Here is a 14665-nt window from a genome sequence, read left to right as displayed (position 1 = left end):
GCATGGTGCCTGCCCCGGGTTGCTGCAGCGTTACACATCCCCCCACGGATGTGTCATGCACCACCCAGTTTCCCGCACGTTCGACGGTTTCGCCTGGTCAGGACGGCGCATTGACCGTCGGCCGGACGGGCAGGAGGGTGCCGGCGGCGGCGAGCAGGGCGAAGCCGGCCGTCACGGCGTGGAGGGTGACGCCGAGGAAGCCGGGCGTGCTGCCGTCGGCGGCGAACAGCAGTGAGGGTGCGCAGGCGAGCGCCGTGGTCAGCCAGGTGCCGGTCGCCGCACCGGCCCCGATCCGGATCGTGTGCAGCAGGAACACCCCGAGCAGCAGGTGCACCAGGCTCTGGATCGGGTCGAGCCGCAGGCCCAGCAGGTCGGCGTCGGCGGCCACCCCGCCGAAGCGGGTCAGTGCGAAGCCGAACACGCCGAGCGTCGCGTAGCCGATCCCGAGCCCGGCCGCGGCCCGGGTCAGCACCGCCGTCCGGCGGCCGGGCAGGTCGGCCGCCCGCGGCTGCCGGGCGCCGTGGGTGTGCCGTTCGAACCACCAGAAGACGAGCGTCGCGGGCACCGCGAGCAGCCCGACCGCGACCAGCGTGCGGGGCCGGATCAGCCAGCTGAGCCCGTCGGCGATCCGGCCGGGCAGGTACACGACGGCGACCAGCAGCAGCATCGCGGCGAGGAACGCCAGGTACAGGCTCATCGGCGCGCGCAGGACGAACCGGGAGGCGGTGACGACGCCGGGCCGGCGGCCGGCCCGGGCCAGCGGGACGGCCAGCAGCCCGAGCAGGCCGAGCTGGACCAGGCCGAGCAGCAGCACGCCCCACGGCGGCGCGGACAACGCCGCCGGGGCGCCCGGGCTGCCCAGCAGGACGGGCGGCCCGCCCTTCAGGACACTCGCCATGGCGAGGCCCGCGACCCCGGTCGCGGCGGCCGCGGCGAGCAGGCGCCGAGACGGGCGTACGCCGTCAGCGTGCGCGAAGGCGAGCTGCTGGGCGAGGAGCGCGAGAGCGAACGTCGCTGCGTAGCGGGGTAGCGGCGATCCGACGGCGTCGGCGGTCACCTCGCCGCCGACGACCAGCGCGAGCAGGCCCGCGGCCGCGCCGATCGGGGCCCGGCGGTGCAGGACCAGCAGCGCGGGCGCGCAGACGATCGTCAGCAGGTACACCCCGAGCAGCCAGAGCGGGTGCAGGGCGATCCGCATGACGGTGGCCGTCGTCCCGGCCGGGATGCCGAGCAGTTCGAGCGCGAGCGGCGTCAGCAGCGCGACGACGGCGAAGATCAGCGCCGGGCGCAGCAGCGGGCTGGCGCGTTCGGCCAGGTAGTGCCGGTAGCCGCCGCCCGCCGCTTGCTCGGCGCGCCAGCCGGCGGCGTTGGCGTGGCCGCCGGCGAAGAAGATCACCGGGGCCAGCTGGGTGAGCCAGGTCAGCGGCCACAGCGCCGTCTCGTCCGCCCCGGCCCAGTGCGCCAGCGCCGTCGCGGACTCGCCGAGCAGCAGGACCACGACGGCGCCGGCCCCGAGCAGCGCCCAGCGGCCGACCTCGGCGGGCGCGACAGCCGGCGCGGGCCGCCGCGGTTCGCGGCGGGCCCGCAGCCAGCCGCGCAGCCGGAAGACCAGCAGGCAGCCGATCACGAGCACGCCGGCGACCATCGGGCCGATCGGGTCGCCGACCGGCGGGCCCCACCGCTGGTGCCACGAGTTGACGACCAGCCCGGCCGAGTAGAAGGAGGCGACGACCCGGCAGGTCAGCGCGGAGTTCATCGGGTTGAGGTCGCAGGTGTGGTGCATGTCGTGGGACAGCCGGTCGTCCAGCGCGGCCCGGGCCTCGGGCCCGAGCGGGTGGCCCTTGCGGTCGGCGTACCGGAGCAGGTCGTAGCCGAGGTCGTGCGCCTTGCACGGCACGGCGTAGTCCCACTTCGTGTTGTCGTCGCCCCACGGGGTCGAGCAGCCGCCGTCGACGTGGACCGCGCGGACGGTACCGTCGCGGGCCGGCATCGCGCCCGGGGTGACGCCGCTGAGCGCGGTGAAGTCCTTGGGCAGCCGCGCGAGGGCGTCGGGGTGCGGGCCGGGGTGGACGAGGGCGTCGATGGCGTTCTGCGCGGCGAGCACGTCCCCGGTCGGCGGCCCCTGGTCCGGCGGCGACGGCGGCCGCGAGGCGATCAGCCCGAACGCGAAGACGACCAGCAGGACCAGCAGCAGCCATCCGGACGTCGACCAGGGTCGGCGGACACGCGGCGGCTCGGACGGGGCTGGCATGGGTTCAAGGGTGCCAGCCCGGCCGTGGGGACGGCATGGGGATAGCCCCCGGAGCGCGCGGTGGTTTCCTGCCCGGACGGCTGCCCCTTCCTCCCTGGTGCCGCCCGGGTGCGCGGGTCGAGACTCGAAAGGGGGCGCGGCGACCAGGAGGCGGCAGTGCGCTCGAGCGGATCGGCGGCGCCGGTGGAGGACACCGTCCGCGCCCTGCGACGGCTCGCCCCCGGCGCGTTCCTGCGCTCACCGCCGACGCCGGAGCTGCGCCTGCTGGCGGCGGCGTTGCGCGACTGCTCGCCGGGCGCGCTGGCGCTGCGGCATCCCGACGCGGTGGCGCGGGTGGTGCTGGGAGCGCAGCGGCGCGCGTTGCGAAGGGCGATGACGGGGTTCTTCGGAGCGGAGGACCCGGAGACGGCACGGCTGGTCCGGGCGGCGCGGCTCGGTGCGGGGGCGTGGCGCGAGCACGGGTTGCGGGCGGCGGCGCTGGGCTGGGCGGAGGTGCGCGGGTACCGGGTGCTGGCGGGGGAGCTGTGCGGGGTGCCGGTGGTGCCGGACGAGGAGGACGGCCGGGCGGCGGCGGAGCTGACGGTGGCGGCGCTGCTGCCGGCGGTCGACGCGGGGGAAGGCGGGCGGGAGATCCTGGGCTCCGAGGTCGCGGGCGGGGCCAGCGCCTTCCTCGACGTGCGCTCGGTCCGCGTCGGCGAGAGGGGCTTTCGCGTCGATGTCCACGCCGATCCGCCCGTCGAAGTGCTCCGCGACCGCGCCGGGCTCACGCTGCGGGCCCTCTGGTGGAACGGCCTCGGGCGCGTTGCCGACGATCTCGGGTACGAGTACCTCCTGCTCGCCAAGGACCCCGCCGGCACCGGGACCGTGCGGCACTGGTGCCATCCCCGGCCCGCTCCGGGCGCGCGTGTGCTGCGGCTGGAGTCCGCCGGCTACCGCGGTGAGCGGCAGGTTCTCGACCGGGCTTCGGCCGGGTCCACCGCCGAGGTGCTCGTGAAGCTCGAACTCACCGTGCGGCTGGGGGCATGAGGCTGTCCGGGGCGAAGCACACCTGGTCGCGGCCGTTCTCCTTCGCCAGGTAGACCGCCGCGTCGGCCGACTGGAGCAGGCGGTCCAGGTTGTCGCCGTGGCGGGGGTGGCGGGCGACGCCGATCGAGGTCGTGCGGTCGGCGATCGTGGCCGGGTCGCCGCGCTTGTCCGTCGTCACTATGTGCAGCTTGGCGATCGCCGTCCGGATGCGCTCGGCCGCGTCCCAGGTCGCTTCTTCGTCGATGTCCGGCAACAGAACGAGGAATTCCTCACCGCCGAAACGGCCGACCAAGTCCGTCGGTCTCGTCACTTCGTCGAGGGTTTGCGCAACGGTGCGGAGCACGTCGTCACCCGCCGGATGTCCATAGGTGTCGTTAATCCACTTGAAGTGGTCGAGATCGACCATCAGCAGTGCCAGTTGATCACCCGATCGAGCGGTCCGTTCGAGTGCCCGCTCCGCCGACTCCGACCAGCCGCGCATGTTGAGAATGCCCGTTTTCGGGTCGGTCCGGACGTCGTTCTGGAGCTGATCGAGTTCCGCGAGGCGATTGAAGACCACGGTGGCCACCGCCATCACCACGACCATCGGCGGGACGACGGCGAGCAGGATCGCGGTCACCGCGCCGAGGCCGATGGTGACCGCTTCGAGGAGGTTGTCGGCCGGGCTGCCCAGGACGTTACGCAGGGTCGGCTCGGACGACAGCCCCAGCGCCAGTGCGCCGCCGACGTAGAGGATCTGGATCGCTTCGTAGACGACGCCGGTGAGCACGATGGTGCCCGCCTCGTACCAGAAACCACCCCAGCCGGGTTGCCCCAGCAGGTGCGGCCCGAGCGCCCCGTACGTCAGGTGCGCGACCGCGCCGGCCAGGCCGTGGGTGATCGAGGAGAAAATGAAGTTGTGGGCCGGCCTGCGCGCGATGAACCAGTGTTGCAGCCGGATCAGGAAAATGACGAGCAGGGTCAGCGGCACCGGCAGGATCAACGCGGCGGAAAACGTCCACACCGCGGTCAGGTCGATGAGGACTTTTTTGGTGCGGTTGCGCCGCCTTTCCTCCTGCCGCTGCGTCAGTTGAATGTGGACGGTCGCGCCGCCCGCGAGGATCCCGAAATTGATCCAGTCGCGATTGCCGGGCACCGCGGAATGGACGAAGGAAATCGCGAGCACGGCGACCGCGACGACTTCGAGGCCGAGCATGAAGGCGATCAGCACCGGCGGGCGGCGCCAGAGCGCCCAGTTGCGTGGCCGGTAGGGGTGGTCGCGTCCGGCCGGACCGCCTGCCGCTTCGGCGTGCGCGGTCACCGGCGGGTGCGCGGCCGGGCCCCGCGCCCGCCGGGCGGCCGCCCCGCCCGCGGCGGCGGGGTCGTCGTCTGGTCCGGGATGCAATTGGTCACCTCCTTTCCAGCCTAGCCCGGTACTTGAGTAATCTCATCGGTACCTGCCAGAGTGTTGACGCATTCCGCGGTTGGGTATCATCCTTCACCAACAGAACCTCGCGTTCGCGGCCGAACTGACCGCGAACGCGGCGCAATAGCTTGTTCATGCTTCGCTTGACGGAGGTGGCGACCCGATGTCGAACCGCGACGGCTGACTCGGACGCGAATTGCTCGCCGTCCCCAGCTGAATGTCATTCATGATCTTGCCCTGTACGGAGAGGTGGCGACCGATGTCGAACCGTGACGGCTGAATCCGGCGGAAAAACCGTTCATGACGACTCCGGCCCCGGTTCCGCACTCCCGACCCGGCGCCACGACAACGCGACCGGGACGGCCACGAGCAGTCCCACCGCCCCCGCGAGCGCAATGGTCGCGTTCGCCGACCCCAGGCCCTGCGCGACCAGCCCGCCGACCCCCACCCCCACGCCCTGCGCGACCCGCAGCCCCGTCCGGTAGAGCCCGCCGGCGCTGCCCCGGATGTCGTTGGGCACCCACGTGATGAACGTGGCCGTCACCGTGATGACGTACGCGCCGGTCGCCCCGGCCAGCCCGAGCAGCACCAGCGCGACGGCCAGGTTCGGCTTCAGCGCGAAGGCCGCGAGCGCGGCCAGCGGCAGGGCGGCCAGCACGCCCAGCAGCTTGCGGCGGTGTTCCGTCGAGACGAACCGCGACAGCAGGAACGTCCCGACGACGAACCCCAGCGGGTCGGCGGCCAGCAGCCAGCCGACCGCCTGGTCACCCGCGCCCAGCTGCGCGGCGAGCGGCGCGGCGAGCCCCTCCGGGATCACCGCGAGGCCGACGAGCCAGGACAGGTAGAGCAGCACGCGCAGCCGTTCGTCGCCGAAAACCTGCCGGACGGCGCCGAACCACGGGCCGCCGCCGTTCCCGGCGGCCGGCCGCCGCAGCACCAGCAGCCGCACGGCGACGGTGGCGATCACGAACGTCAGCGCGTCGATCGCCAGCGCCCACGACGTGCCGATGCTCGTCACGAGCAGGCCGCCGGCGGCCAGCCCGGCCAGCATCGCGGTGTTGTTCGTGATCCCGCGCAGGTCCTGGCTCTGCAGGTAGACGTCGTCGTCGGCGAAGATCTCCCGGCCCAGCGCGTTCTGCGCCGCGTTGCACGGCGCGTTCGCCAGCCGGGCGAAGACGAAGAGGACGAACAGCCAGCCCATCGGCATCCCGGGCACGGCCATCAGCCCGATCAGCACCGCCTGCGCGAACGAGCCGGTCGCGAGCACCGCGCGCCGCGGGTACCGGTCGGCGAGCTGGGACAGCCCGAGCCCGCCGGCGAGCGCGGGCAGGAACGTCAGGGAGTAGACGACCGCCGACAGCAGCGGCGACCCCGTCCGGTCGAAGATCAGGATGGCCAGCGCGACGATGGTCAGCTGGTCGCCGAGCATCGACTGCGTCTCGGCGAACCACAGCGCGCGGAACTCGTGGTTGGCCAGGACGGCCCGGAGCCGGGGTGTCGCGCGCGTCGTCACCTCGTCACCACCGTCCCCCGATCGAGTGAACATGGACCGTCCGCATTGTGCCTCGTCAGTGACGGCCCCGTCCGGTGGAGTCACGTCCCACCACCGGAAAGCACTGACAGTATGCCGCCGGTCACGCCCCGGTGTCCCCGGAACGGCCGCCAGTCACCCCCTCGTGACCGGCGCGCGGGTACGTCCGGGCTGATCGAACCGGACTCGCTCGGCGCAGGGCGGCGGCCGCTCGTCGTCGCGCCGATGCCGGGTTGGACCGAATGGGCCAAGACTGGACAGGAGCCGGCCGGGGTGGACGGACCGCGCGCCGCCGGCGCTGCAGATCGGGGAGAAGCGATGGACGGGTTGATGCAGGGCAAGGCGGTCGTGGTGACCGGGGCCGGGCGGGGACTGGGCGAGGCGTTCGCCGTGCACGTCGCGCGGGCGGGCGGGGCGGTGGTGGTCAACGACGTCGACGCGGAGCTGGCGGAACGGACGGCCGAGACCATCCGGGCGCACGGCGGCCGCGCCGTCGCGAGCGGGCACAGCGTGGCCGAGGCGGGCGAGGCGCAGGACATCGTCGACCTGTGCGTCAAGGAGTTCGGCGGCATCGACGGGCTGGTCAACAACGCCGGGCTGAACTACGAAGCGCTGCCCTGGGAGGACGACGCCGAGCAGGCGCGGGAGCTCGTCCAGGTGAACGTCCTCGGCGTGGTCAACACCGGGCTGGCGGCGATCAAGGCGATGGTCGACGCGGGCACCGGCGGCTCGATCGTCAACATCTCCTCGGGTGCTTCGCTCGGGCAGCGCAAGCTCGGCGTGTACGCGGCCAGCAAGGGCGCGGTCGCGTCCCTGACCTACTCCTGGGCGCTCGACCTCGAAGACGTCGGGATCCGCGTCAACGCCGTCTGCCCGCTGGCGCACACGCGCATGGTGTGGAAGTCCGAGCGGTCGCTGCGCGCGTGCCCGCCGGACCGCACGCCGGCGCGGATCGCGCCGGTCGTGCTGTTCCTGCTCGGCGCGGGCTCGGATGGCATCACCGGGCAGATGATCCGGTGCAACGGCCCGCAGCTGCACGTCATGGGCCAGCCGTTCCTCAAGCAGCCGATCCTCGAGCGCCCGGTGTGGGACACCGAGACCGTGCAGAAGGCGTTCGACGAGGTCTTCTCCGCCCACCTGGAGAACTACGGCCTGGAAAAGCGCGTCCCGCCGCGGCTGCGCAAGTGGACGGAGTCGACCTCGCCCCGCACGGCTTAGGAACCCGCGGCCGGCTCGGGGTCGCGGGTCGCCGCGTACAACGCCTCGATGTCGGCCGAGTAGCGGTCGTTGATGACCCGGCGCTTGAGCTTGAGCGTCGGGGTCAGCTCGCCGGACTCGGGCGTCCACGTCTTCGGGAGCACGTGGTAGCGCTTGATCTGCTCGATCCGGGCGAGCCTGCTGTTGGCCGACTCGACCGCGCGCTCCAGCTCGGCGCGGACCGCCGGGTGGTCGGCGAGCTCCTCCGGCGCGGCCTCGACGCCGTTCGCCGCGGCCCAGCCGGGGGCGATCTCGTCGTCGATGACGATCAGGGCCGTCACGTACGGGCGGTCGTCGCCGATCGCCACCGCCTGGCCGATCAGCGGGTGCTCCTTGAGCAGGCCCTCGATCCGCGTCGGGGCGATGTTCTTGCCGCTCGAGGTGATGATCAGTTCCTTCTTGCGGTCGGTGATCGTCACGAAGCCGTCTTCGTCGATCGTGCCGATGTCGCCGGTGGCGTACCAGCCGTCGGCGTCGGTGGCGTCGGCGATCGTGCCGTCCTCCTGCAGGTAGCCGAGGAACACGATCGGGCCGCGGACCAGCAGCTCGCCGTCCTCGGCGACCTTCACCTCGACGCCGTCGAGCGGCTTGCCCACCGAACCCGCGCGGAAGTCCGTGCCGGAGTTGGACGTCGCCGCGCCGGTCGTCTCGGACAGGCCCCAGACCTCGCAGATCTCGATGCCGAGCCCGGCGATGAAGTAGATGATCTCCACCGGCAGGGCGGCCGCGCCGCTGGAGGCGACGAGCACCTTGTCGAGCCCGAGCAGCGCGCGCACCGGCGCCAGCGCGGCCTCGTCGGTCTGCCGGATCTTCTCGGCCAGCTCGGGTGGCACCGGCTGCCCGGCGCTGCGCAGCTTGTAGCCCTGCTGCAGCAGCTCGTTCGCCTGCAGCAGCGCGGTGCGCCGGTCCTCCGGCACGCCGGCGAGCATGTTCTTCAGCCCGGCGACCATCTTTTCCCACACGCGCGGGACGCCGAAGAAGCTCTGCGGGTGCACCTTGCCGAGCGCGCCGACGACGCCGGACGGGTCGGCCAGGGTGTGCACGTGCCCCGCCCAGACGATCGGCAGGTAGATCGACAGTTCGCGCTCGGCGATGTGCGCGAGCGGCAGGTACGCGATGTTCGTCGCGTGCATCGGCGGGTGGTGCAGCTCGGTGACCGCGTACGCCTGGTGGATCGCGTTGCGGTGCGAGAGCACGACACCCTTGGGGTCGCCGGTGGTGCCGGAGGTGTAGATCATCGACAGCGGGTCGTCCGGCTTGATCTGCCGCCACGACCGTTCGAAAGCGTCCGGGTCGGCGGCAAGCGCTTCCCGGCCCCGGGCACGCAGGTCCGCGAAGGCGAGAAAGCGGTCGTCGCCTTCCGGGATCGCCGTCGCGTCCAGCACGACGATGTGCCGCAGCGCCGGGAGGTCGTCGAGCACCGGCCGCCAGCGCGCCAGCTCGTTCTCCCCGCCGAGCACCACGACCGGCGCCGCGCTGTGCCGCGCGACGAACCGGATCTGGTCCGGGCTGAGGGTGGCGTAGGCGGTGCAGGGGATCGTGGCCAGGTGCGCCGCGGCGAGGTCGGCGACGATGTGGTCCGGGCAGCCCGGCGCCATGATCAGCACCCGGTCACCCGCGGCGAGCCCGAGCCCGGCCAGCCCGCGGGAGACCTCGGCGATGGCCGTGCGGAACTCCAGCCAGCTCAACGTCGGCTGGCCTTCGATGTCGAGCGAGGTGATCGCCGGCAGGTCGGGGTATTCGACCGCGTTGCGGTGCAGCAGCCGCGGGATCGTCTGACCCTCGGTCTGCTCGGCGACGGACGGGGTGGTCAACGCTGGCCTCCTCGGTGCTCCGGATGGCCACACTGTAGGGGCTCCCGACGCAGGTGGATAGAGAATCGCGGCCACGTCAAGCACCCCCGTCGAAACGGACATCCCGGTCAGGCCCCCACGACCGTCCACTGTGTACACGAGCGTCCGCGCGGGAACCGCGCTTCAATGGAGGGGTCACGGACGACTGGGGGGACCATGACGCGGTCGGCGCGCCAGCTGCTCGAGGAGATCCAGGCCGAACTCGCGCCGCGCGACGGCGACAACCGGCTCGTGCCGCTGATCACCGCCGGCCGGGCGCCGCGCGCGGTGTTCGCCGCGCTCGCCGCGGAGGAGAAGCTGATCACCCTCAGCGACTGGCGGAGTTTCCACGCCCTGGCCGCGCGGGCCGGCGAACCGCACGCGCGCAGCTTCTTCGGCGGGCTGGCGCCGGGGGAGCAGCAGGCGAACGGGATGCTCGACGGTCTGCTGGCGGCGACTGGTCCGGACCACGGGAAGGAACGGCCGCGCGCGGGCTGCCAGGCGTATCCGGCGTACGTCGCCTGGCTCGCGCTGAACGGCGAGTCGTCGGCGACCGCGGCCGGGATCTTCGCCAACTTCTCCGCCTTCGGCCGGTACTGCCGGGACGTCGCGGCGGGCATGCGCGCGCACTACGGGTTCACGGACGAGCAGTGCGCGTTCTTCGACTTTTTTGCCGCGGACGTTCCGGAAATAGAAGAACAAGCGCTCGCCGCGATCCAGGCCGGTCTCGACGCGCACCGGCTCGACGAACGCGAGGCGCACCGCTGCGCCCGGCTGTTCCAGAGCTACGAGCTGCTCTTCTGGAACACGCTGGCCGACGAGTTCCCCGGCTGACGGGGCCGCCCGTCCCGCGGAACCGGTACCGGGGTCAGCGCAGCGTGCCCGGTCGGCTGCGATTGCGGATTGACGGGAATTTCGGCTTCCGGCCCGGGGAATCCGCGGCCGCGCCCGCCGATCCTGCCCATTCCGCTTTCCCGGGGCTGTCCACTCCGGACGAACGCGGTCTTCCGGGGTGCTCGCCCGGGTCCGTGATGTTTGTCACCGAACGATTCGCCGCTGTCGTACGTAGAGGGTGCCGGCCGGATCGCGCCGCGGTGCCGGGAGCGCTTCCAGTACTCACATACGTGCGTGGAACGAAAGTCGCCCTGCGACGAAGCTCACGACTTACGGTGGTGGACTTTCGAAGCGCAGGCAGCAAGTGTTGACGGGTCACCGTTCCAAGATCACGTTCTCGCCACGGACTTGACGCGCCCAGGAGGGCTGCCTAACGTCGTCGCGGGCGAAGCAGACCACGGTGATGTTGATCCGGCTGGTCGGAATCCGGGTGCAGACCACCTCGGGCGACCCGAAACCATGTACTGCCGGAAGGAAAACGGACCCAGGTGAAGCAGATTTCTCTTCGACGCAACCGGGGATCCTCGATTCGGAAGCGCGTGCTCACGATCGCGCTCATCCCCAGTGTGGCCCTGCTGCTGGTCGGCGTGGCCCTCGCGGGTTACCTCATCTACGACGCGGTCACCGCTCGCGATTACACCAGCCGGATCCGGAACTCGGAAGCCCCGGCGATCCCGTTCTTCGCCGCGCTCCAGCAGGAGCGCCAGGCGACCCTGAGCCTGCTGGCCGGGCAGAGCAACCAGCGTGCCGTGCTGGCGGCCGTCCGCCCGAAGACGGACGCGACCGCCGCGAAGGAGATCGAGAACCTCCGCGACAACTTCGCCGACTACGACAACACCCCGCCGAGCGTGCAGAAGAACATCGCCACGTTCTTCGGGCTGTTCCAGCAGCTGCCGCAGACCCGGCAGGCGGTCGACAGCGGCCAGATGCAGATCAGCCAGGCGTTCACCTACTACAACCGGCTGTTCGACCAGTTCACCGACGGTGTCGCCGGGCTGGCGCAGAACGCCCGTGGCGCGCAGAACGCCTTCGACCGGCTGACCGCCATCCCGCTGTTCACCGCGGCCGACGCGATGCAGCGCAGTGACGCGCTCGCCGCCGCCGGGCTCGCCGCGGGCGGCCTCACCAACGACGACTTCCGCGCCTACGTCGGCCAGGTCGGTGCCTACCACGCCCAGCTCGACGCGTCGGCGCCGAAGATGATCCCCGACGTCAAGGCGAAGTACGACCAGCTGCTGGCCAGCCAGCCGTGGCAGACGGTCAACCAGGTCGAGACCGCGTTCCTGCGCGGCGACCTGTCGAAGCTGCCGGTGCCGCAGGACCAGTGGCGCGCGGCCGCCCGCCAGGTCGGCACCGCGCTGATGGGCATCTTCGTCCTGCAGAGCTCGAACGCGAGCCAGGCCGCCATCGACGACGCCGACTCGACGTTCACCGAGTCGCTGATCGCCGGTGTGATCGCCGTCCTGTTCGCGGTCTTCGTGGTGTTCGTCGCCGTCCGGCTGTCGAACCGGCTCATCGGCCGCCTGCACCGGCTGCGGGAGGACACCCTCGACGCGGCCGAGGTCCGGCTGCCCGAGCTGGTCGCCCGGGTCCAGGCGGGCGAGCCCGTCGACCTCGAAGAGGGCGGGCACTTCCTCGACCACGGCACCGACGAGATCGGCCAGGTCGCCGACGCGTTCAACAAGGCGCAGCAGACCGCCATCGCGGCCGCCATCGACGAGGCGAAGACCAAGGAGGGCACCAAGACGGTGTTCCTCAACATCGCCCACCGCAGCCAGGTCATCGTGCACCGCCAGCTGAAGGTGCTCGACCAGGCCGAGCGCAAGCAGGAGGACCCGGACCAGCTGGACACGCTGTTCCAGCTCGACCACCTCTCCACCCGCGCCCGCCGCAACGCGGAGAACCTGATCATCCTCGGCGGCGGGCAGCCGGGCCGGCAGTGGCGCAACCCGGTCGGGCTGGCCGAGCTGGTCCGCGGTGCGTCCGCCGAGACGGAGGACTTCGCCCGGGTCAAGTCGGCCGTGCTGCCGCAGATCGCCGTCCGCGGCCCGGTCGTCGGCGACCTCGTGCACCTGCTCGCCGAGCTGATCGACAACGCGACGTCGTTCTCGCCGCCGCAGTCGCGGGTCGAGATCCGCGGCAACGTGGTCGGCAAGGGTGTCGTGATCGAGGTCGAGGACCAGGGCCTCGGGCTCGAGCCGGACCAGACCGAAGAGATCAACGCGATGCTGGCCGCCCCGCCGGACTTCGGGATCATGGCGCTGTCGGACGAGCCGCGCCTGGGCCTGTTCGTGGTCGCGCGGCTGGCCGCGCGGCACGGCATCCAGGTGCACCTGCGGGAGTCGGCCTACGGCGGCACCCGGGCCATCGTGCTGGTGCGCACCGACCTGCTGGCCCCGCTGGCGGAGACCGAGCCGGAGCAGCCGATCACCCCGCCGAAGCCGGAGCTCGTGCCGAACCCGGTGGAGCCGGAGACCACGGCCAACGACGAGGTCGCGCCGCTCAAGCGGCCGGTCCGCCGCCCGGCCCGGCACCGCACCGAGCCGCCCGCCCCGCCGGCACCCGTCACGGCGCCCGCGGCCGTGACCCCGCCGCCGACGCCGGTCCCGCCGGTCACCGTCCCGCCGCCCGCCCCGGAGCGGTCGCAGCCGCCGTCCGCGCCGACGCCGGTCCCGGCCGGGTCCGTCTCGGAGCCGGTCAGCCAGCCGACGCAGGCCCAGCCGGCGGTGGCCCCGATCCGGCCGCCCGCCCCGCCCGCCCGGACCTCGCGCCCGGCGCGCCCGGCGGCGCAGCAGCCGGTGTGGCCCCCGCAGGAGCCGCGGTCGGCGACGCCGGAAGGCCGGCCGCAGCAGCCGCGCCGCCCGGAGGCTCCCGGCCGTCCGCCGCTGCCGCAGCGGCGACGCCAGCAGAGCCTCGTGCCCCAGCTGCGGGAGGACAAGCCCGCGAGCGCGGCGGAGCGCGAAGAGGTCCGGCTGGACTCGCCGGAAGCCGCCCGCAGCAGGCTGTCCGCCTTCCAGCAGGGCACCCGGCGGGCCCGTGACGAAGAGTTTCCCGAGAACGACGACAGGTACGGAGAGCGCGAGTAATGGTCAACTCAGGCGCCCACGAGCTCGACTGGCTGCTGGACGACCTCGTCAAGCGGGTCGCCGGGGCGGACCGGGCGGTGGTGCTGTCCTCGGACGGCCTGCTCATCGGGCGGTCGGGCAACCTTTCCGAGGAGGACGCCGAACACCTGTCCGCGGTGGCTTCGGCGTTCCAGAGCCTGGCCCGCGGCACCGGGCGGCACTTCGGCGGCGGCAACGTCCGCCAGACGATGGTCGAGATGGACCACGCGTTCCTGTTCGTGACGGCGGCCGGGCGGGGCGCGTGCCTCGCCCTGCTGGCCCGCGAAGACGCGGACATGGGTCTCGTCGCGTACGAGATGAACCTGATGGTGAAGCGCGTCGGCCAGGTCCTCACCTCGGCCCCGCGGACCGGCGCCGGCGTCCAGCCCACGTCGCCGTGAGCGCACGGCACGAAGCCTGGTTCGACGACGAGGCCGGCCCGCTGGTCCGGTCCTACGCGGTCACGGGCGGCCGCACCCGGTCGGACACACTCGGGCTCGACCTCATCACGCTCGTGGTCGCCCTGCGCACCGCGCACGAGGCGGGCATGCTCGAACCGGAGTACGCGCGCATCATCGCCTTGTGCCAGCGGCCGGTCTCGGTGGCCGAGGTGGCCGCCCGGGTCGATCTCCCGCTGCCCGTGGTGAAGGTGATGCTGAGCGACCTCATCGAGCAGAACCTGGTGCTGTTCCGTACCGCGGCACCGGTCCAGGAAACCCCCAACCGACACGTATTGCAGGCGGTTCTTGATGGCATCCGGAAACTCTGACCCCCGGCGGAACCTGACCGCGACCGCGGTCAAGGTACTCATCGCCGGCGGGTTCGGGGTCGGCAAGACCACGATGGTCGGCTCGGTGAGCGAAGTGCCGCCACTGCGGACCGAGGAGGTCATCACCACCGCCTCCGAGGGGGTCGACGACCTGTCCGGCGTCGAGCAGAAGACCACCACGACGGTCGCGCTCGACTTCGGCCGCATCACGATCAACCCGGACCTGATCCTGTACCTGTTCGGCACGCCCGGGCAGGACCGGTTCTGGTTCATGTGGGACGAGCTGGCCGAAGGCGCGCTCGGCGCCGTCGTGCTGGCCGACACCCGCCGGCTCGACAGCTGCTTCGCGGCCGTGGACTTCTTCGAGCGCCGCAACCTGCCGTTCGTCGTCGGCGTGAACTGCTTCGACGGCGCGTACCGCTACGGCACGGAAGAGGTCCGGCAGGCCCTCGACGTCGGCATGGACGTCCCGCTGCTGCTGTGCGACGCCCGCGAGCGGGAGTCGACGAAGCAGGTGCTGACCAGCCTGATGGAACACGTGATGGCGCGGTCCGACCTCGCGGCCGCCCAGGGCGGCTACTGATCGGACCGCGCTC

Annotated in this window: 11 protein-coding genes; 7 read left to right on the top strand and 4 right to left on the bottom strand. The window is 72.3% G+C overall.

The features are described 5' to 3' along the window. Nucleotides 1-97: 97 nt before the first annotated feature. Nucleotides 98-2251, bottom strand: a complete 2154-nt coding sequence (locus ABZW17_RS20250; RefSeq protein ID WP_354815978.1) for a phospholipase A2 — start codon at nucleotides 2249-2251, stop codon at nucleotides 98-100. A 156-nt stretch (nucleotides 2252-2407) separates the two neighbouring features. On the opposite strand from ABZW17_RS20250, the gene ABZW17_RS20245 reads away from it, so the two are divergent. Further along, nucleotides 2408-3277, top strand: coding sequence for a hypothetical protein (locus ABZW17_RS20245; RefSeq protein ID WP_354815975.1), 870 nt, complete (start codon nucleotides 2408-2410; stop codon nucleotides 3275-3277). Here ABZW17_RS20245 and ABZW17_RS20240 read toward each other — a convergent pair. Continuing rightward, entirely contained in the window at nucleotides 3255-4472 is a 1218-nt protein-coding gene (locus ABZW17_RS20240; protein ID WP_354816301.1) for a GGDEF domain-containing protein, read from the bottom strand. The genes ABZW17_RS20245 and ABZW17_RS20240 overlap by 23 nt on opposite strands. A 508-nt stretch (nucleotides 4473-4980) precedes the next feature. After that, nucleotides 4981-6228, bottom strand: a complete 1248-nt coding sequence (locus ABZW17_RS20235) for an MFS transporter (RefSeq protein ID WP_354815972.1) — start codon at nucleotides 6226-6228, stop codon at nucleotides 4981-4983. A 303-nt stretch (nucleotides 6229-6531) separates the two neighbouring features. Here ABZW17_RS20235 and ABZW17_RS20230 point away from each other — a divergent pair, with 303 nt between their 5' ends. Then, nucleotides 6532-7431, top strand: coding sequence for an SDR family oxidoreductase (locus ABZW17_RS20230; RefSeq protein WP_354815969.1), 900 nt, complete (start codon nucleotides 6532-6534; stop codon nucleotides 7429-7431). On the opposite strand, the gene ABZW17_RS20225 is transcribed toward ABZW17_RS20230, so the two are convergent. Further along, a complete protein-coding gene (locus tag ABZW17_RS20225) occupies nucleotides 7428-9284 on the bottom strand; it encodes an AMP-dependent synthetase/ligase (protein WP_354815966.1) in 1857 nt (618 codons plus the stop codon). The genes ABZW17_RS20230 and ABZW17_RS20225 overlap by 4 nt on opposite strands. 195 nt (nucleotides 9285-9479) lie before the next feature. Between ABZW17_RS20225 and ABZW17_RS20220 the strand changes: the two genes are divergently transcribed. The 5 genes from ABZW17_RS20220 (at nucleotide 9480) to ABZW17_RS20200 (ending at nucleotide 14652) form a co-directional block, all read left to right on the top strand. Beyond that, on the top strand, nucleotides 9480-10136 hold the full coding sequence (locus tag ABZW17_RS20220; RefSeq protein WP_354815963.1) for a transcriptional regulator: 657 nt from the start codon (nucleotides 9480-9482) through the stop codon (nucleotides 10134-10136). Between the two features lie 599 nt (nucleotides 10137-10735). Continuing rightward, a complete protein-coding gene (locus tag ABZW17_RS20215; RefSeq protein ID WP_354815960.1) occupies nucleotides 10736-13282 on the top strand; it encodes a nitrate- and nitrite sensing domain-containing protein in 2547 nt (848 codons plus the stop codon). Beyond that, a complete protein-coding gene (locus tag ABZW17_RS20210; protein ID WP_004561732.1) occupies nucleotides 13282-13701 on the top strand; it encodes a roadblock/LC7 domain-containing protein in 420 nt (139 codons plus the stop codon). The genes ABZW17_RS20215 and ABZW17_RS20210 overlap by 1 nt, the downstream gene beginning before the upstream one ends. Continuing rightward, nucleotides 13698-14069, top strand: coding sequence for a DUF742 domain-containing protein (locus ABZW17_RS20205; protein ID WP_004561733.1), 372 nt, complete (start codon nucleotides 13698-13700; stop codon nucleotides 14067-14069). The genes ABZW17_RS20210 and ABZW17_RS20205 overlap by 4 nt, the downstream gene beginning before the upstream one ends. Beyond that, complete coding sequence (locus ABZW17_RS20200) at nucleotides 14050-14652, top strand: ATP/GTP-binding protein (RefSeq protein WP_004561734.1); 603 nt, start codon at nucleotides 14050-14052, stop codon at nucleotides 14650-14652. Before ABZW17_RS20205 ends, ABZW17_RS20200 begins: the two co-directional genes overlap by 20 nt. Nucleotides 14653-14665 lie beyond the last annotated feature (13 nt).

Origin of the sequence: Amycolatopsis sp. NPDC004625 (genome assembly GCF_040609695.1) — a bacterium.
GTDB lineage: Bacteria > Actinomycetota > Actinomycetes > Mycobacteriales > Pseudonocardiaceae > Amycolatopsis.
This window is presented reverse-complemented; position numbering and strand designations above follow the sequence as displayed.